Source organism: Streptomyces sp. NPDC014864, assembly GCF_043081525.1.
GTDB lineage: Bacteria > Actinomycetota > Actinomycetes > Streptomycetales > Streptomycetaceae > Streptomyces.
The window spans coordinates 1-16,836 of the sequence record NZ_JBIBWT010000028.1 but is presented as its reverse complement, the minus strand read 5'-3'; the positions used below and the strand labels follow the sequence as shown (position 1 = coordinate 16,836).

At 71.6% G+C, this 16,836-nt stretch carries 15 protein-coding genes, 2 pseudogenes and 1 riboswitch; of the genes and pseudogenes, 4 read left to right on the top strand and 13 right to left on the bottom strand.

Features of this window, described 5'->3' with window-relative positions; translation table 11 throughout:
• The 4 genes from ACF1A5_RS32025 to ACF1A5_RS32010 form a co-directional block, all read right to left on the bottom strand.
• Nucleotides 1-855, bottom strand: a complete 855-nt coding sequence (locus ACF1A5_RS32025; protein WP_392196370.1) for an amino acid ABC transporter permease — start codon at nucleotides 853-855, stop codon at nucleotides 1-3.
• Between the two features lie 7 nt (nucleotides 856-862).
• Entirely contained in the window at nucleotides 863-1,705 is an 843-nt protein-coding gene (locus ACF1A5_RS32020) for an ABC transporter substrate-binding protein (RefSeq protein ID WP_392196369.1), read from the bottom strand.
• A complete protein-coding gene (locus ACF1A5_RS32015; RefSeq protein WP_392196368.1) occupies nucleotides 1,702-3,021 on the bottom strand; it encodes an acetyl-CoA carboxylase biotin carboxylase subunit family protein in 1,320 nt (439 codons plus the stop codon). The genes ACF1A5_RS32020 and ACF1A5_RS32015 overlap by 4 nt, the downstream gene beginning before the upstream one ends.
• 72 nt (nucleotides 3,022-3,093) lie before the next feature.
• Nucleotides 3,094-4,092 carry a hypothetical protein gene (locus ACF1A5_RS32010; RefSeq protein ID WP_392196367.1) on the bottom strand — a complete coding sequence of 333 codons (999 nt, stop codon included), beginning with the start codon at nucleotides 4,090-4,092 and terminating at the stop codon, nucleotides 3,094-3,096.
• Between the two features lie 464 nt (nucleotides 4,093-4,556).
• Here ACF1A5_RS32010 and ACF1A5_RS32005 point away from each other — a divergent pair, with 464 nt between their 5' ends.
• The gene (locus ACF1A5_RS32005; protein WP_392196366.1) at nucleotides 4,557-5,342 is read left to right on the top strand and encodes an MBL fold metallo-hydrolase; all 786 of its coding nucleotides are present in this window, start codon (nucleotides 4,557-4,559) and stop codon (nucleotides 5,340-5,342) included.
• 16 nt (nucleotides 5,343-5,358) lie between these two features.
• Nucleotides 5,359-6,468, top strand: coding sequence for an aliphatic sulfonate ABC transporter substrate-binding protein (locus ACF1A5_RS32000; RefSeq protein ID WP_392196365.1), 1,110 nt, complete (start codon nucleotides 5,359-5,361; stop codon nucleotides 6,466-6,468).
• A 178-nt stretch (nucleotides 6,469-6,646) separates the two neighbouring features.
• Here ACF1A5_RS32000 and ACF1A5_RS31995 read toward each other — a convergent pair whose 3' ends face one another.
• Nucleotides 6,647-7,048, bottom strand: a complete 402-nt coding sequence (locus ACF1A5_RS31995; protein WP_392196364.1) for a hypothetical protein — start codon at nucleotides 7,046-7,048, stop codon at nucleotides 6,647-6,649.
• Between the two features lie 68 nt (nucleotides 7,049-7,116).
• Complete coding sequence (locus ACF1A5_RS31990) at nucleotides 7,117-8,301, bottom strand: MBL fold metallo-hydrolase (protein WP_392196363.1); 1,185 nt, start codon at nucleotides 8,299-8,301, stop codon at nucleotides 7,117-7,119.
• A gap of 177 nt (nucleotides 8,302-8,478) precedes the next feature.
• On the opposite strand from ACF1A5_RS31990, the gene ACF1A5_RS31985 reads away from it, so the two are divergent.
• Nucleotides 8,479-9,099: a TetR/AcrR family transcriptional regulator gene (locus tag ACF1A5_RS31985; protein WP_392196362.1), complete on the top strand. Its 621-nt coding sequence runs from the start codon at nucleotides 8,479-8,481 to the stop codon at nucleotides 9,097-9,099.
• A 136-nt stretch (nucleotides 9,100-9,235) separates the two neighbouring features.
• Here the strand turns inward: ACF1A5_RS31985 and ACF1A5_RS31980 are convergent, their stop codons facing one another.
• The gene (locus ACF1A5_RS31980; protein ID WP_392196413.1) at nucleotides 9,236-10,021 is read right to left on the bottom strand and encodes an SGNH/GDSL hydrolase family protein; all 786 of its coding nucleotides are present in this window, start codon (nucleotides 10,019-10,021) and stop codon (nucleotides 9,236-9,238) included.
• 216 nt (nucleotides 10,022-10,237) lie between these two features.
• On the bottom strand, nucleotides 10,238-11,143 hold the full coding sequence (locus ACF1A5_RS31975; RefSeq protein ID WP_392196361.1) for a peptidoglycan DD-metalloendopeptidase family protein: 906 nt from the start codon (nucleotides 11,141-11,143) through the stop codon (nucleotides 10,238-10,240).
• A gap of 4 nt (nucleotides 11,144-11,147) precedes the next feature.
• Nucleotides 11,148-11,304, bottom strand: a riboswitch (cyclic di-AMP (ydaO/yuaA leader).
• A gap of 521 nt (nucleotides 11,305-11,825) precedes the next feature.
• Here ACF1A5_RS31975 and ACF1A5_RS31970 point away from each other — a divergent pair.
• Nucleotides 11,826-12,482 (top strand): annotated as a pseudogene (locus tag ACF1A5_RS31970) (tyrosine-protein phosphatase); the annotation flags it as partial.
• 36 nt (nucleotides 12,483-12,518) lie between these two features.
• Here the strand turns inward: ACF1A5_RS31970 and ACF1A5_RS31965 are convergent.
• The 5 genes and pseudogenes from ACF1A5_RS31965 to ACF1A5_RS31945 all read right to left on the bottom strand — a co-directional run.
• The gene (locus ACF1A5_RS31965; protein ID WP_392196360.1) at nucleotides 12,519-12,638 is read right to left on the bottom strand and encodes a DUF6126 family protein; all 120 of its coding nucleotides are present in this window, start codon (nucleotides 12,636-12,638) and stop codon (nucleotides 12,519-12,521) included.
• A complete protein-coding gene (locus ACF1A5_RS31960) occupies nucleotides 12,635-13,258 on the bottom strand; it encodes a helix-turn-helix domain-containing protein (RefSeq protein WP_392196359.1) in 624 nt (207 codons plus the stop codon). Before ACF1A5_RS31960 ends, ACF1A5_RS31965 begins: the two co-directional genes overlap by 4 nt.
• An 84-nt stretch (nucleotides 13,259-13,342) precedes the next feature.
• Complete coding sequence (locus ACF1A5_RS31955; protein ID WP_392196358.1) at nucleotides 13,343-14,725, bottom strand: aspartate aminotransferase family protein; 1,383 nt, start codon at nucleotides 14,723-14,725, stop codon at nucleotides 13,343-13,345.
• Nucleotides 14,722-16,656, bottom strand: a complete 1,935-nt coding sequence (gene dxs, locus ACF1A5_RS31950; RefSeq protein ID WP_392196357.1) for a 1-deoxy-D-xylulose-5-phosphate synthase — start codon at nucleotides 16,654-16,656, stop codon at nucleotides 14,722-14,724. The genes ACF1A5_RS31955 and dxs overlap by 4 nt, the downstream gene beginning before the upstream one ends.
• Nucleotides 16,657-16,686: 30 nt before the next feature.
• Nucleotides 16,687-16,836, bottom strand: a pseudogene (locus ACF1A5_RS31945) (4-hydroxy-3-methylbut-2-en-1-yl diphosphate synthase); the annotation flags it as partial.

Sequence of the window (16,836 nt, the reverse complement as noted above, 5' to 3'; positions counted from 1 at the left end):
TCAGCCCCTTTCGGCGCGGCGGCTCTCCAGCCGGCGCACCAGGATCCCGAGCGGGACGGTGATCAGGAGGTAGCCGAGGCCGGCCACCACGAGCGGGGTGGAGTCGGCCTGGTCGGCGGCCACGTCGGAGCCGAACTTGGCGAGTTCGGTGGTGGCCGCCGTGACTCCGAGGACGAAGGCGAGCGAGGAGTCCTTGAAGAGCAGGACGAGCTCGTTGGTCAGCGGTGGCACGACGACGCGCAGCGCCTGCGGGACCACGATGGAGAACATGGCCCGGCTGTGCGACATGCCGAGGCAGCGGGCGCTCTCCATCTGCCCCTTGGGCACCGCCTGGATGCCGGCCCGGAAGGTCTCGGCCATGTACGCCGCCGAGACCAGGCCGAGGGCCAGCGCCACCTGCCCGTAGATGTCGCCGGGCAGGGTGAAGCCGGGGAAGGCGACCGGGATCCCGAAGCCGATGATCAGGAAGATCACCAGTGCCGGGAGTCCCCGGAAGACCTCGATGTAGAGCAGGGCGGTCCAGCGGTGCAGCGGTACGGAGGACAGCCGCATCAGGGCCAGGACGAGCCCGAGCAGGAAGCCGAGGACGTAGCCGGAGAGGGTGTACACGACGGTGTTGCGCAGGGCCACCGTGAGCAGGCCGGGGAAGGTCTCCCGGGCGACGCCGAGGTCGAGGAAGTTCTCCCGCACGGCGGCCCAGTCGACCTGGACCGCCACCGCGGCGACGACGAGGGCGAACACCGCGTACTGTGCGGCCAGGCCGATACGTCTGCGGCGGCGCGGGCCGATCCTGGACGGGGTCGGGGGTAAGGGAACGGGGTCGAGGTTGGACGGGGCTGCGGACGTCTTGGCCATGGCTCTCTCAGGAGGTCGTGCTCTGTTCGGGCGGGACACCGAGCCACTGCTGGTGGAGCCGGGCGTAGCTGCCGTCCTTCTTCGCTGCCGCGATCACCTCGTTGATCACTCCGAGCAGGTGCTCGCTGCCCTTCTTCTTCGCCACGAAGCCGTAGTGCGCTCCGGTGGCGATGGACTGTCCGGCGGTGAACTTCCCCGCCAGTTCCGGCTTCCTGAGCCAGCTGGTGACCACGGGGAGGTCCTGCACGATGACGTCCACGCTCCCCGAACGCAGGGCGGTGAGCTGTTTGCCGGAGTCCTTGTACTCCTGCGGCTCGATGCCCGCGTCCACCGCTGCCTTCATGCTGGTGGTGCCGGTGAGCACCCCGACGCGCAGCTTGCCCTTCCTGGCCTGCTCCAGGGTGGCCACCGGCTTGCCCCTGGGGCTCATCAGGGTGAGTGCCTCGTCGAAGTAGGGATTCGAGAAGGCGACGTTCTTCCTGCGTTCCTCGGTGATGGTGATGCCGGCCGCCGCGACGTCGCACTTGCCCGAGTTGAGCGCCGCTCCGCTGCGGATCGGGTCGAAGTCGATGTCGACGATCTCCTGCCGTACGCCCAGTCGCGCGGCCACCTTGTCCATGAGCGCGATGTCGAAGCCGACGACCTTGCCGTTGCGCGTGAACGAGAACGGTTCGTACGGCACGTTGGTGCACACCACGATCTTCCCGGACCTCACCAGGGTCACGTTCTTGACCCGCGGGGAGGTGGCCTTCTGGGAGGACGCTCCCCCGCAGGACGCGGTGAGGAGGGCGACCCCGAGGGCCGCGCCGCCGACGGCGAGGCGCCGCCGGCGGGGGCGCGAGGCCGTCACGGGGACTCCTGTGCGTGCGTCCCGGCCGGATCGGCCACCTCCACGTCGAGCATCTCCGCCAGGGAGCGGGCCACTTCGTGGACGACGGCCGGGTCCTGGCCGGGCTCCCAGGGGTGCCACACGGACAGCAGTCCGGTGAAGTCGAAGCCGTTCTCCCCGGAGACGACGTCCGTACCGGGCTTGGCCACGGGGAAGTAGGTGCGGAAGTACGGCGAGTGCATGGCCTCGCCGACACTGTTGCGCACCACGCGCCCGTTGCGGTAGATGACCTTGGCGCTCACGGTCATCCGGGGCGGCTGCTTGGCGTTCTCCTGCGCGAGGATGTCCGCGGTGCTCTCGCCGCAGGCAGCGCGCAGGAACATCCGGACGATGTCGATGGCGTACACGTCCTTGATGTGCCGGTAGACGTGGCCGCCGGAGACGCGGATCGAGAACTCGACCACCCGGTAACGGCCCTGGGCGTCCTGCCGCAGCTCGGCGTTGAACAGGCCGTGCTTCACCCCCAGCCGCCGGGTGATGTCGGCGGCGATGCCGGCGACCTCGTCCTCGTGCCCCGGGGTGCGGAACGGCAGCGTGTACAGGTCCTCCTCGAAGTGCGGCCCGGTGGAGTGCTTCTTGTTGTGCACCCCGCCGAGGACGAACCGCCCGTCGAGCACGACGCCGTCGAGGGTGACCTCCTCGCCGGGCAGGTAGTCCTCCAGGACCGCCCAGGACTCGGGGGCGCCGGAGAAGTAGAAGTTGCGGCCGCTGTCGATGTAGCTCTGGATGACCTTGAGGGAGGCCCTCAACCGGTCGGCGTCGTGGACGAGTTCGACGCAGTCGCTGGCGGCGGCCCGGGTGGGCTTCACCATGACCGGCAGGCCGTGGGCGGTGGCCGCCTCGACGGCCGACTCGATGTCGGTGACCGGGTGGAACCAGACCGAGGGGATGCCGTGCTCGGCCAGGAACATCCGCTGCCGCAGCTTGTCACGGCAGATGCGGGCGGACTCGGGGATCGCCCAGTCGAGGCCGAGTTCGGCGTTGGCCTCCTCGACGATCTCGATGTCCGGCTCGATGAAGGTGACGACGGCGGACGCGTCACGGTCCCGGGCGATCTCGACGGCGGCCCGCACGAACGCCGACGGGTCGGCGTCGTGCGGGAGCCGGCGCACCGATGCGAAGCGGGGGTCGTTCGCCCAGGGTTCGGTGTCGACGGTCAGGAGGTGGGTCCGGATGTCCAGGTCGAGCATGGTCTGCACATGGTCCGGCGACGTGCTCAGCCCACGCCTCATCACGAGCACGAGGGTGCGCCGCGCAGGACTGTTGGCCTTGGTCATGCGGGTTCGGAACTCCTTGGTTCGGCGTGCGGGGAAAGAAGAGTCCGCGGGGGCGGCCCGCCGGGCCGGAGGTCAGGCCGAGTAGCCGTACAGCTCCAGGGACTTGGCCAGGCGCTCGTGCGCCAGCCGCTCGACCCGCGGGGTGAAGGCCTCCCGCCAGCTGCCGATCTGCCCCTTGAAGAAGGAGAACGAGTCCCTGCGGAAGATGCCGTCGGCGGTCTTCTCGGGGTCCGCGTCGGCGCCGACGAACTCGATCACGCGGCGTACGACGTCGAGCTGGGCCTCGGCCGAGCCGCCGCCCTGCGGGCCCACCATCTCCTCGAAGGAGAGGCTGCAGACGTTGGGGTGGTTCAGCAGCCAGAGCATCCGCTCGTGGTCGCCGCTGCCGGGGAAGGCGGGGTCCGACAGAGCGTACAGAAGGCGTTCCTCCAGGGACCCCTTGGACTTCAGAATACTGTGGAAAACCTGGAACTCACTGAAGTTGCCGAATCCCTGGACGGTCTTTCCGAGCAGAAAGTTGACCATGGAGAGGACCATGTCGCGAGGGTCGCGGTACATGAAGAGAATACGCGGCTCGCCGGTCTGCGCCCATTCCTCGACGAACTTTCCGTCGAGCTTCTTGATGTCCAGTTCCGGAATGATCCAGCAGGTGTTCCCCGGAGTGGCGGAGAAAGGCGTGCCGGCCGTGCGTCGGAAGGCCTGCTCGACGAGTTCGGTCTGGGTGAGCCGCGCACCGTAGCGGTTGACCAGAGGCATCCCCAGACGCTGCTGCCAGGCCCAGCCGAGGGCCTCCCACGCCTGGTCGGAGCCGGCCCGGAAGGCTTCTTCGCCCTGCTCCCTGAGCGCGTCGGCGGTCTGGTCGCCGTGGACCATGCGCACGATCCGATCGCGCGTCCCCTCGTCCAGAACGGGCCGTATTTCCTGCGGGATCCTCGACTGGCCGTAGATTCTGTACCCGAGAGCCAGCATCAGTTCCTGCACGAGATGGGTGCCGGATTTCATCAGCGAGACTACGACGACGCGTTCCGCTCGTAAACCGCTGACGTCCGGAACCTTTTGCTGCACAGTCATCCCCTTACTTTTCCGTTGATGCCTTGTGAGTATCGACGGACAGCTCTGACTCGAATTTTGATCGAATCATTGCAAGCGTATGACAACAATGTCAATCAAGGTATCTCCAGCCCCAGGCGTTCGGGGCGCCTTTCGGCCATGAACGTTCCATGTGCAACATCTCCACGATCCGCGTGGGTTCCGATAAGCGCGGCTTATGAGGGAAACGGGGCGAACGGAGCATCGGCCCGGCCTTCCCCGCCCGGCCGCCCCGGTCGGCCCACGTCGCTCATAACACTTTCTTTCGTCCGGCCCCCGGTCGGGCGGGGAGGGAAAGATTCCGTTCTGTGGCGCACCGTGCCCGGCGGCTTCCCACCGGCGTCCGATTGGCCGAGACCTCTCCGTGGGCGTGCGCGGCCCCGGCGAGCGTAAGATCGAAAGGCCCCGTCACCGCGCGCCGGCGCATGTCCGAACAGGAACGCCGCATGATGCACCTCACCGTCCTCGGCGGCTGCGGAGCCTGGCCGGTCCCGGAGCAGCCGTGCAGCGGATACCTGCTGGAGAGCGAGGATTTCCGGCTCCTCGTGGACCCCGGTTACGCGACCTTCCCGGCCCTGCAGGAGTACGCGACGGCCGGGCAGATCGACGCCGTCCTGGTCACCCACGGGCATCCGGACCACTGCGCCGACCTCAACCCGCTGCTGCGCGCCCGCGCCCTCGCCGACGAGCCGCCGGCCCCGCTGCCCGTGCACTCGCTGCCGGGCGCCCTCGACGCCGTACTCGCCCTGGACCGGCCCGGAATGCTGCGGGACGCCTTCACGCTGCGGGAGTTCCGGGGCGGCGACCGCTTCGAGATCGGCCCCTTCCGCGTCGACACCCGCCTGCTGCCGCACTTCGTCCCCAACGCGGGCCTGCGGCTGACGGCGGGCGGCACGTCCCTGGCCTACACCGGGGACACCGGTCCCAGCCCCGAGGTGACGGCTCTGGCCCGCGAGGCCGATCTGCTGCTGTCCGAGGCCACCTACGTCGACCAGGTACCGCGCGCCGACGCCGAGTTCCTCTTGAGCGCGCGATCGGCGGGTGAGTACGCTGAGGCGGCCGGGGCAGCACGGCTGCTGCTCACCCATCTGTGGCCGGGCACCGATCCCTCGGCTGCCCTCGGCGCGGCCGCACGGGCCTTCACCGGGCCGATCGACGTGGCGCGCCGCGGTCTCGTGGCCGAGGCCCCCGCGGCCATCCCCCCTCCCTCTTCCGACGGTCTCCACGACTGACCCCGAGGACCCCGGTATGCAACCTGCCCCGTTACCGTTACCGCACCTGACCCGGCTCGTGGCCGCCGCGGCGCTCGCCGTCGCGCTGAGCCTGCTGACGGGATGCGGATACGGAAAGAACCGGCCGCATTCGGCGGCGGCCGCCGGTCCCCCCGCCCACGGCCCCGCCCTCTCCGTCAAAACCGTGCGCATCGGCTACTTCGCCAACCTCACCCACGCCACCGCGCTTGTCGGACTCGAACGCGGCTTTTTCGCCCGCGAGTTGAAGGGCACGGCGATCTCACCCCGGGTCTTCAACGCGGGCCCCGCCGCCATCGAGGCCCTCGGCGCGCGGTCCGTGGACATCGCGTGGACCGGCCCGTCGCCCGCCGTCAACGGATATCTGAAGTCGGGCGGTGACGCGCTGCGGATCGTGGCGGGCTCCGCGTCCGGCGGCGTAAGGCTGGTGGTGAACCCCGACCGCATCCACTCCCTGGCCGAGGTGAAGGGCAAACGGATCGCCACCCCGCAGCTCGGCAACACGCAGGACGTCGCCTTCCTGCACTGGGCGGCGGGCCGCGGCTGGAAGATCGATCCGGCGACCGGCCGGGGCGACGTCTCGGTGGTCCGCAGCGACAACAGGGTGACGGTGGACGCCTACCGCTCCGGCTCGGTCGACGGCGCCTGGGTTCCCGAACCGACCGCCTCCCTCCTGGTCGCCCAGGGGGCGCGGGCGCTGCTGGACGAGGCGGACCTCTGGCCGGGGCACCGGTTCGTCACGACGAACGTCATCGTCTCGCGTACGTTCCTGGCGGACCACCCGGACGTGGTCGACGCGGTGGTGCGGGGCACGGTCGCCACCAACACCTGGATCTCCGCCCATCCGGGCCAGGCCGAGGCGGCGGCAAACGCCCGGCTGAAGCGGCTGACGGGCAGGGCCCTTCCGGCGCGTGTGCTCGACAGGGCCTGGCACGGGATCACGTTCACCGACGACCCGCTGGCCGCCACCCTACGGGCCCAGGCCCGGCACGCGGTACGGGCGGGGCTGCTCAAGTCCGCCGATCTGGACGGCATCTACGACCTCGGGCCGCTCAACCGGGCCCTGCGGGCGGCGGGGCTGCCCCCGGTCACCGAGGGACCTCCGTGAGCGGCATCGCGCCCGCCCGGCGGTGACCGGGGCTCTCCGACCGGTCCCGCCGACAGCGACTGGGGCGGGCGACCGGGGGCCTGCCCGTGGCACGGCGGATTCCCGGCGGGCGGATCCGGGGGCGGGGCGGTTCGGGTCCCCCCGGATCCGACCCGGCCGCCGGGCGGGTCGCGGGGCATTACTTCGGGGCGACGAGCATGCGTTCGGTGCCGAAGGTGGCGCCGGTGTGCGTGTACACGGTGGTCTCGCCGTCGGACCAGCGGACGACCAGGTCGTCCGGCCGGCCGTTGGAGTCGTAGCTGCCCGCCGTCATCACCGAGTCGTGGGACCAGATGCTGCCGGCCGGAGCCATCCGCACCTCCTTGCCGACACCGCCGGGGCCGGTCTCCTGGAACTGGGAGACCCTTCCGTCGGACCAGCGCACCAGGGTGTCCCAGTTGCCGCCCGCGGTGAAGTCGCCCGCGGTCACCGGGGTGGCGTCCTTCCAGGCGCTCTTCGGCTTCATCAGCCGGTGTTCGGTGCCGAAGCCCTTGTCACCGACGGTGGTGTGGTCGGTGACCTCACCGTCGCTCCAGCGCACAGCAGGTCGGTGACGTACTTCGCGGTTCCGAACGTGCCCGCGGTGATCTGGTCGGCGGATCCGGTCGGTCAGTCCTCGCCCACGAGGTCGAGGTCGTCGGGAGACGCCGTCGGAGTGGCCTTCGTGACGGGCCACTTGCGGTCCAGTGGCAGGGACACGTCCCTCCACCAGGGGCGCGCGGGAAGGTCCGCGCCCGGCTCGAAGGGCTCGCCCGGCCGGGGCAGCGCCACCGGGTGTCCCGCCTGCGCGGCCGCGTCCTTCGTCCACTCCCCCGGCTCGGCCCAGGCGTGCGGGGCGAGGTTGAACGTGCCCCAGTGGATCGGCAGCATCGGGCCGCCCGACGGACCGCCCTGGAGGTCGAGATGGGCGCGCGTGCCCTCCTCGGGTGTCATGTGGATGTCGGGCCAGAATTCGGAGTACGCGCCGATCTGGATCATCGTGGCGTCGAACGGGCCGTGCTCGGCGCCGATGTCCCGGAAGCCGTCGAAGTAGCCGGTGTCGCCGCTGTGGTAGATCCGGTGCTCGTCGCCCGCGACCACCCAGGAGGCCCAGAGCGTGTGCTGTGTGTTGCGCAGCCGGCGACCGCAGAAGTGACGGGCCGGCGTCGCCGTCAGCGTGAGCCCGCCGACCTCGGCGGCCTCGTGCCAGTCCAGCTCGCGCAGGCGGTCGGCGGACACTCCCCAGTGCTCGAGGTGGGCGCCGACGCCGAGCGGCACGGCGAAGACCGTGTCCGTGCCGGCCAGTTCCTTGATCGTGGGCAGGTCCAGGTGGTCGTAGTGGTCGTGCGAGATGACGACCACGTCGACCGGGCCGAGCGCGGCGAGCGGCAGCGGTGCCGGGTGCAGCCGTCGGGGCCCGAGGAACGGGAACGGGGAGCAGCGCTCGCCCCACACCGGGTCGAACAGCACTCGCTGCCCGTCGATCTCCGCCAGCACGCTGGAGTGCCCCATCCAGGTCAGCCGCAGGCCGGTGGCCGGGGGCCGGGACAGGTCGGCGAGCGTGGTGGCGTGCACCGGCACGGTGCCGGAGGGGGCCCGGCGGGGGCGGGCGTCCTTGTCGAAGTAGAGCTTGGCGAAGGCCGCCGTCGAGCCGGAGGGCCGGGTGCGCGTGACGCCCCCGGGGTTCTGGAAGACGCCGTCCTTGAAGTGGGGCGACCGGCGGATGCGCGCCATGCGCTCACCGCCGGGGGCCGCGCCGAGGGCCGCGGGCTGCAGGGCGCGGAGCCCGGAGCTCAGGGAACGGAAGCCGGCCACGGTACCTCCAGGTGGAGTCGGTCAGATTTTCCATTATGGAGGGCCGCCGCGCGGGGCCCTCCGGCAGCCTGCCGTCCGCCGCGGCCCGCGGGACGGGACGAGGGCGCGGGAGGACCCGCGAGCCGTGCCGCCGTGCGCGCCAAACGGGCGGGATGCGGGGGGAGTTAGGGTGACCGCGTGGCGAGAGTGCGGTTGAGCGTGGCGGAGCGGCGCGAGGAGCTGCTGCGGGCCGCCATCGGGCAGATCGAGGAGCGGGGCGTGGCGGCGGTGCGCATCGCCGACGTGGCCTCGGTGCTCGGGGTGAGCAACGCGCTGGTGCTCTATCACTTCTCGACGAAGGAGAGGCTGGTCGCGGCCGCCTTCGCCCATGCCGCCGAGGACGATCTGGCGCAGCTGCGCAAGCTGCTGGGCCGGCGGACGACGGCGCTGCGGCGGCTGCGGGCCGCCGTCCGCTGGTACGCCCCGACCGGGCAGGCCAAGGGCTGGCGGCTGTGGATCGAGGGGTGGGCGGCCGCACTGCGCGAGCCCGCCCTGCGGGAGGTCGCCCAGGGCCTCGACCGGCAGTGGAAGGCGGCGATCGCCGAGGTCGTCGCGGAGGGTGTGGCGGCGGGCGAGTTCCGGTGCCCGGACCCCGGAGCCGCGGCGCTGCGTCTGACGGCCCTGCTCGACGGGCTCGCCGTGCAGCTGACGGCGTACGGCGGCGGGATCTCCCGCGCGCGGGCCCGGGAATGGGTCGACGAGGCACTGGCTCGGGAACTGGGCCTGGAGCGGGAGGCGTTGACGAACGCCGGACGGTGAAGCCGAGCCGTGCACAGGCCCCGGCGCGGGCCGGGGCGAGTGCCGGCCGGTACGGCGAGGGGCACGGCTCCACGCCGGGACGCCGTGCCCCTGTGCTCCGGCGTGCGCCCCGGTCCGGGGCGGCCGCCGGCCGCCCTCACGCCACCGTCGTGATCCGGCTCCTGATGTCGGCCGGCGACAGCGTGCCCTTGGCCGTCACATGGTCCCCGGAGGACTGGCCGCGCAGGCGGCGGCCGATCCACGGCACCAGGAACTCCCGGGCCCACTGGACGTCGTCGCGCCGGATGCCGAGGGCGCCGCGCGGCGGCAGCGGCGGCCAGGGCTGCTCGGGGTCGGCCGGCACGTCGAGGCCGAGGACCTGGCCGGCCCGCAGCGCCACCCGGGTGTGCCCCTCCGGCGACAGGTGCAGCCGGTCGTGGTCCCAGGCCCGGCGGTCCTGGACGGCCTTGAGGGACCACAGGTCGAGCACCGGGCAGTCGTAGCGGTCGGCGATGGCCCGCACATGACCGTTGTAGGTGGCGATCTTGCCGCGCAGGTGCTTGAGCACCGGCACGCCCCGGGTGTCGAAGCCGGTGGTGACCATCACGGTGCCGGCCGCGGCGGCGAGCCGGGCGAGGGCCTTCTCGAACCGCTCCGCCACGTCGTCCGGGTCCGTGCCGGGACGGATGATGTCGTTGCCGCCCGCGCAGAACGACACCAGGTCCGGGGCGAGTTCCACGGCCCGCGGGACCTGGTCCGCCACGATCTGGTCGAGCAGCTTGCCGCGCACGGCGAGATTCGCGTACTGGAAGCCGCCCTCGGGACGTCGGTCCGCGAGCAGGACCGCGAACCGGTCCGCCCAGCCGACGAACGCCCCGTCGGGGCCGGGGTCGCCGACGCCCTCGGTGAAGCTGTCCCCCACCGCCACGTACGACCCGATCACTGCTCTGCTGTCACTCTTCGAATCGTCTGCCACATCGGCCCATGATTCACCTTGGAATGTGACCTACGCGACCGTAGGCAAGGGTTGACGGACGGTGAGATAAGCCACTGGGTGAATGTGGCCGAACAGGAATAGAGCACACCGAAGGCCGGACCCGGGGGGTGTGGGTCCGGCCTTCGGCGGCGTGCCGGGCAGGTGGTGGCGGGGGCGCGTGCGTCAGGCGACGGGGGCGCCGTGCGCGCGCAGGTAGGCGACCGGGTCCACGTCGGAGCCGTAGTTCGGCGTCGTGCGGATCTCGAAGTGGAGGTGCGGGCCGGTCACGTTGCCGGTGGCGCCGGACAGACCGAGCCGCTGTCCCGGGGTCACGGCCTGGCCGGCCGAGACGGAGAGCGCGGACAGGTGGGCGTACTGGGCGTAGTGGCCGTCCTGGAGCCGGAGGACGACCTGGTTGCCGTACGCGCCGCCCCAGCCCGCGGAGACGATCGTGCCCGCGCCGACGGCCTTGACCGGGGTGCCGGTCGGGACCACGAAGTCGACGCCGGTGTGGTAGCCGCTGGACCAGTGGCTGCCGGCCACGTGGTAGCCGGTGCCGACGGCGGCGCCGGTCACCGGCAGGGTGAAGGCGGTGGCTGCGGTCCGCTCGGCGCGGGCGACCGCGGTCTTCACCTGGGCGGCGGAGACGGTCTTCGCCTTGGCGGCGGACGAGCCGGCGGTCGCGGGCTTCGGGGCCGCGGGCGCCCGGGTGGCGCCGGCGGCCGCGTGACCGAGCGTCAGCTTCAGGCCCGGGTGGATCAGCGAGGGGTCGTCGCCGACGGCCCGGCGGTTGTCCTGGTACAGCTGCTTCCAGCCGCCGCGGACGTGCTGCTTCTCGGCGATGCCCGACAGGCTGTCGCCGGCGCGGACGGTGTAGGTCCGGGCGCCGGCGCCCTTGGCCGCGGGCGCCTTGGCGGCCGCCGGGGCGCTGCGGACGGTCTGCTCGGTGACGGACTGCGCGGGGGCCGCGTGGGCTCCCGCGGCGCCTATGAGGGGCAGTGCGAGCACGGCGCCACCGGTTCCGGCGGCGGCGAGGACGCGGGTCAGGCGCTGGGTCTTCGGACGGCGGTGCTTACCCTTCGCGGGCATGGCGGATTCCTCTCCGGCGCCTGCGAGGTGAGCTGTCGGGTTCGGGCTGGAGATGCCCGGCCGCGCGGGACGCGACTTCACCCCTAGCCGTTCCGGAGACCGGAACAGGCGGTTGTACCTGTGGGTCCCCCGCTCCTGCCGTGCACGGGTGGGTGTGCGGGCCCCGGACGGCGGCAGGATGAGGCGTCCGTCCGGATCGGGGTGGAACGTAAGCGAGCGGGATGTGTTCGGACAAGCGGCGGGTTCCGCTCAGAGGGGCTCATCGTGATCCAATTCGGGCAAAACCCGTGACGCTCCGTGCATTGGATCAGCGCCCTCTTGGTCAACCCGCAGAGAGGGCGCCGTAATTACGTGGACATGGCGGACCACCGTGGGTCACGAGTATGACGCTGCTCACGTCACCTCCCGTCAGCAGCCCCCAGGGGCCGACGAGTTGGGACCTAATAGCTCAATACCGATAAATTGCCCATATAGGACAGGAAGGCGAAAGAAGGGCGGTGGATCGCCTGGGCCGTCGCCGCGGAGCGGGGCAGCCGCCGACCGGGAGGCTTCCTCGCCCGTGGCCAGGCCGTTGCCCTGGGAACCCATGTCGTATCGTCGGAAGGCGCGCCCGCCGACGAGCCGTGACGGCGGGCCCAGGCCCCGCCTTTCGGGCCGGGCCGACCGAGTGGGAGGAGCCCCCGTGACGCAGCAGGTCCCGTCGACCGAACCAGAGCTGGCCGGAGTGCGCAACTTCCGCGACGTGGGCGGGCTGCCGACCGTGGACGGACGGCGGGTGCGGCACGGAGTGCTGTTCCGCAGCGGCCACCTCGCGCACGCGACGGACCGGGACGCGGCCTTTCTGTCCTCCCTCGGCCTGCACACGATCTTCGACTTCCGCAACGCGGCCGACAAGAAGCTCGAGGGCCCGGACGTCGAGCTGCCCGGCGTGCGCAACGTCAACCTGCCGCTGAGCGACCCGGCAGACGGCGCCGAGTTCTGGCGGATGGTCCGCGACGGCGACCTCGACCAGCTGCGCACGATCCTCGCGGACGGCAAGGCGGCGAACCGGATGATCGCCTCCTACCGCATGATCATCACCGAGCGCACCGCCGAGCACTCCCACGTGCTGCACGCCCTCGCGCAGGACAGCGTCCCCGCCCTGATGCACTGCGCGGCGGGCAAGGACCGCGCGGGCCTGTCGATCGCCGTGACCCTGCTCGCCGTGGGCGTGGACGAGGACGCGATCCGGGCGGACTACCTGGAGTCGAACGCCAAGCACCGCCGCTACAAGGTGCACCGCAGCAGCAGCGCGGCCTCGGCCTACTCCCCCGAGGTCATGGAACTGCTCGGCCCGCTCCGGCTCCCCACTTCGCGCTTCCCCCTTCGCGTGTCCCTACTTGGCGCCCACCTCGAACAGCAGCCAGACGAACGCCGCGAAGACGTGCCCGACGGCGATGTAGATGATCAGCCGGATCCACAGGGCTCGCGGGAACTTCTCTTCCATGTCACTCATGACTTGTCTCCGGTGTGGGGGCCCAGGCACAGCGCGGCCGTGGGGCTCTGCAGCAGGGTGTGGACAAAGAGCAGATCGGCCCCGTCGGGATCCTCGGCGGCGATCCGGTGCGGGGTCAGCGAGTCGAAGTGGGCACTGTCGCCCGGTGCGAGCAGGTGCGCGGTGTCCCCGAGGCGCAGGCGCAGGCGCCCCTTGAGGACGTACAGCCACTCCTCGCCCGGGTGCACCCGCACGACGTCGCCCTGGGAGCCGTGGGGCACGTGGACCCGCAGGGCCTGCATCCCGCGGCCGGGCGCGCCGGCCTGCCAGTACGTCCAGCCGCCCGCCCGCGTCGGTTCCATGTCCGCAGCGCGCACCACGGCGTCCGGGGCGGCGACGCTCTCGCCGAGCAGTTCGGAGACCGTCGTACCGTAGACACGGGCGAGCGCGAGCAGCAGGGGCAGGGAGGGCTGGCGCTGTCCGGTCTCCAGGCGGGAGAGGTGGGCGGGCGACAGCCCGGCCGCGCGGGCCGCGGCCTCCAGGGTGAGGGAGCTGCGGCGGCGCAGCGCACGCAGCTGCGGGGCGACGGCGGGAAGGTCCTCGACCGGTCCCGCCGAGGGCTCGGGCTCGGGAGTGCTCATGTCTCCATTGAGCCTCATCCTTGCCTCTGGGGCAAATTTATTGCCTCAGAGGCAAAAGGCGGGACCCGCGGCCGGCTCCCTGACCTACCGGTGGGCAACGGCCTGCTTCACCAGTGTCTTCCCGAAGTCCCACATCAGTCCGCCGCCGTGGGCGTCGTCCATCACGGCGGTGAAGGCGTCCACGAAGCGGTCCACCTCCCGCTCACCGATGATCAGCGGCGGGATCAGCTTGATCACCTCCAGATGGTCGCCGGAGACCTGGGTGAGGATCCGGTGCCGCTGGAGCAGCGGGACGACCACCATCTGCGCGAACAGGCCCTTGCGGGCGGCCTGGAGCACGGTCCAGCGGCCGCGCAGCTTCAGCGACCGGGGCCGGCCGAACTCGATGCCGATCATCAGGCCCCGGCCGCGCACGTCGGCGAGGAGTTCGTAGCGTTCGGTCAGGGCCGCGAGCCGCGACTTCAGCAGCTCGCCGGTGGCCCGGGCGCCCGCGACGATCTGCTCGTTCTCCAGGACGGACAGCACGGCGAGTCCGGCCGCCATGGCCTGGGCGTTGGACCCGAAGCTGGCCGAGTGGACCAGCACCCGGTCCATGGACGAGTAGACCTTCTTGAAGATCCAGTCCCGGCCGAGCGTGGCGCCGACCGGCACATAACCGCCGGACAGCGCCTTCGCCACGCACACCAGGTCCGGCTCCACCCCGTCCTCGTGCTGGTAGGCGTAGAAGTCGCCGGTGCGGCCGAGTCCCGTCTGCACCTCGTCCGCGACGAGCAGCGCCTTGTGCCGGTGCAGCAGCTCCTGGGCGGCGCGCAGATAGCCGGGCGGGGCCTCGTGCACGCCCTTGCCCTGGATCGGCTCGACGATCAGGGCGGCGACGTCGCCCTTCTCCAGTTCCCTGGCCAGGGCGTCGAGATCGCCGAGCGGTACGGCCGTGTCGGGCAGCAGCGGGGCGAAGCCGTCGCGGAAGGCGTCCTCGCCGTTCACGGACAGGGAGCCCACGGTCAGGCCGTGGAAGGCGTGCTCGCAGTACAGGACGCGCGGTCTGCCGGTGGCGCGGCGGGCGAACTTCAGGGCCGTCTCCACCGCCTCCGTCCCGCTGTTGCCGAAGAACACCCGGTCCAGGTGCGGACTGTGGGCGAGCAGCCGCTCCGCCAGCAGTCCGGGCAGCGGTGGGCAGTCGAAGCGGGTGAGGTCGGCGAGCTGTGCGTCGAGCACGTCGTGCAGCGCCTTGCGGACGACGGGGTGGTGGCGGCCCAGGCCCATCACGCCGAACCCGGCGAGCATGTCGAGGTAGTCGTTGCCGTCCGCGTCCCAGAAGTAGGCGCCCTCGGCCCGCTCGTAGACCTTGTCGAAGCCGATGGTGTGCAGCATGCGCGGCAGTTGGTGGTTCAGGTGCCGGGCGTGCAGCTCGTAGCGTTCGGCTCCGCGCTCGGACAGGAGGCTGCCGAGGTCGAACTCCTTGCTCATTCAGCTCTCTCCTTGACTGGCCCGCCGGCCCCTGTGTCCCGCGCCGGGGCCGGCCCGGCCTGCTCCTTGGCCGCCAGGCTCGCGCTGATCCGTCCGGCGATCTCCACGGGCGTGAGACCGATGTCGGCCAGCACCTCGCCGCGCTTGGCGTGCGCGAGGAACTGCTCCGGGATGCCGAACCGCCTGACCGGTACGTCCACTTCGGCGTCGCCGAGGGCCAGCGCGACCGCGGAGCCGACGCCGGCCGCGCGGCTGTTGTCCTCGACGACGGCGACCAGGCGGTGGCCGGCGGCGAGACCGGGAAGCGCCGGGTCGACGGGCTTGACCCAGCGGGGGTCGACGACGGTGCACGCGACGCCGCGGGCGGCGAGCAGCTCGGCGGCCTTCAGGCACACCGGCGCCATGACGCCGACGGCGACGAGCAGGACGTCCGGGTCGTCGTCCGCGTGCAGCACGTCCATGCCGCCCACGTGGCCGACCGCCGGGACGGCCGGGCCGACCGACTCCTTCGGGAAGCGGAGCAGGGTCGGCGCGTCGTCCACGGCGACCGCCTCGCGCAGCTGGGCCCGCAGCTGGTCGGCGTCGCGCGGGGCGGCGATCCTCAGGCCCGGCACCACCTGGAGGACGGACATGTCCCACATGCCGTTGTGGGAGGGCCCGTCGACGCCGGTGACACCGGCCCGGTCCAGTACGAAGGTGACCCCGCAGCGGTGCAGCGCCACGTCCATCAGCAGCTGGTCGAAGGCCCGGTTGAGGAAGGTGGCGTAGACGGCGACGACCGGGTGCAGGCCCCCGGTGGCCAGGCCCGCCGCGGAGACGGCCGCGTGCTGCTCGGCGATGCCGACGTCCCACACCCGGCCGGGGAAGCGCTCGGCGAACCTGCCGAGGCCCACCGGGTGCAGCATCGCGGCAGTGATCGCCACCACGTCGTCCCGCTCCTCGCCGATCCGCACGATCTCGTCGCCGAACACCGACGTCCAGGAGGGGCCGCCGGCCGGAGTCAGCGGCTCGCAGGTCAGCGGGTCCATCACGCCGACGGTGTGGAAATGGTCCTCCTCGTGGGCGAGGGCGGGTTCACAGCCGCGGCCCTTGACCGTGAGGCAGTGCACCAGGACCGGGCCGTGGAAGCGTTTGGCCCGGCGCAGGGCCGACTCGACCGCCTTGACGTCGTGCCCGTCGATCGGGCCGAGGTACTTCAGCCCCAGGTCCTCGAACATGCCCTGCGGGGCGAAGGCGTCCTTGAAGCCCTTCTTGGCGCCGTGCAGGGACTCGTAGACGGTGCTGCCGACGACAGGCGTGCGCAGCAGGACGTCCTTGCCCCAGGCCAGGACCTTCTCGTAGCCGTCGGTGGTGCGCAGGGTGGCCAGGTGGTTGGCGAGGCCGCCTATGGTCGGGGAGTAGGACCTCTCGTTGTCGTTGACGACGATGATGAGCGGCCGGTCCTTGGCGGCCGCGATGTTGTTGAGCGCCTCCCAGGCCATGCCGCCGGTCAGCGCGCCGTCGCCGACGACCGCGACGACATGGCCCTTCTCTCCTCGGACCTGGCGGGCCTTGGCGAGTCCGTCGGCCCAGCCGAGCGCGGTGGAGGCGTGGCTGTTCTCGATGACGTCGTGCTCGGACTCCTCGCGCGAGGGGTAGCCGGACAGGCCTCCCTTGCCGCGCAGCTTGGAGAAGTCCTGGCGCCCCGTCAGGAGCTTGTGCACATAGCTCTGGTGGCCGGTGTCCCACAGGATGCGGTCGGCCGGGGACTCGAAGACCCGGTGCAGCGCGAGGGTGAGTTCCACCACCCCCAGGTTGGGGCCGAGGTGGCCGCCGGTTCTGGCAACCGCGTGCACCAGGAATTCCCTGATCTCGTCGGAAAGTTCGGCCAGTTCCGCCTCGGACAGCGCCTTCAGGTCACGTGGTCCCCGGACGGTCTCCAGAATGGTCACGCTCGGCCCCCTCTCGGTCCGTGCCGTGCTTCAACTCACTGTGACGGTGGGTGTCCCCGTGACGGCGGGGGCGTCGGACGCGACGCCGCCGTGCTCCATCTGCGCGGCCAGTTTCATGGCCTCCTCGATCAGGGTCTCCACGATCTTCGACTCCGGAACGGTCTTGATGACCTCGCCCTT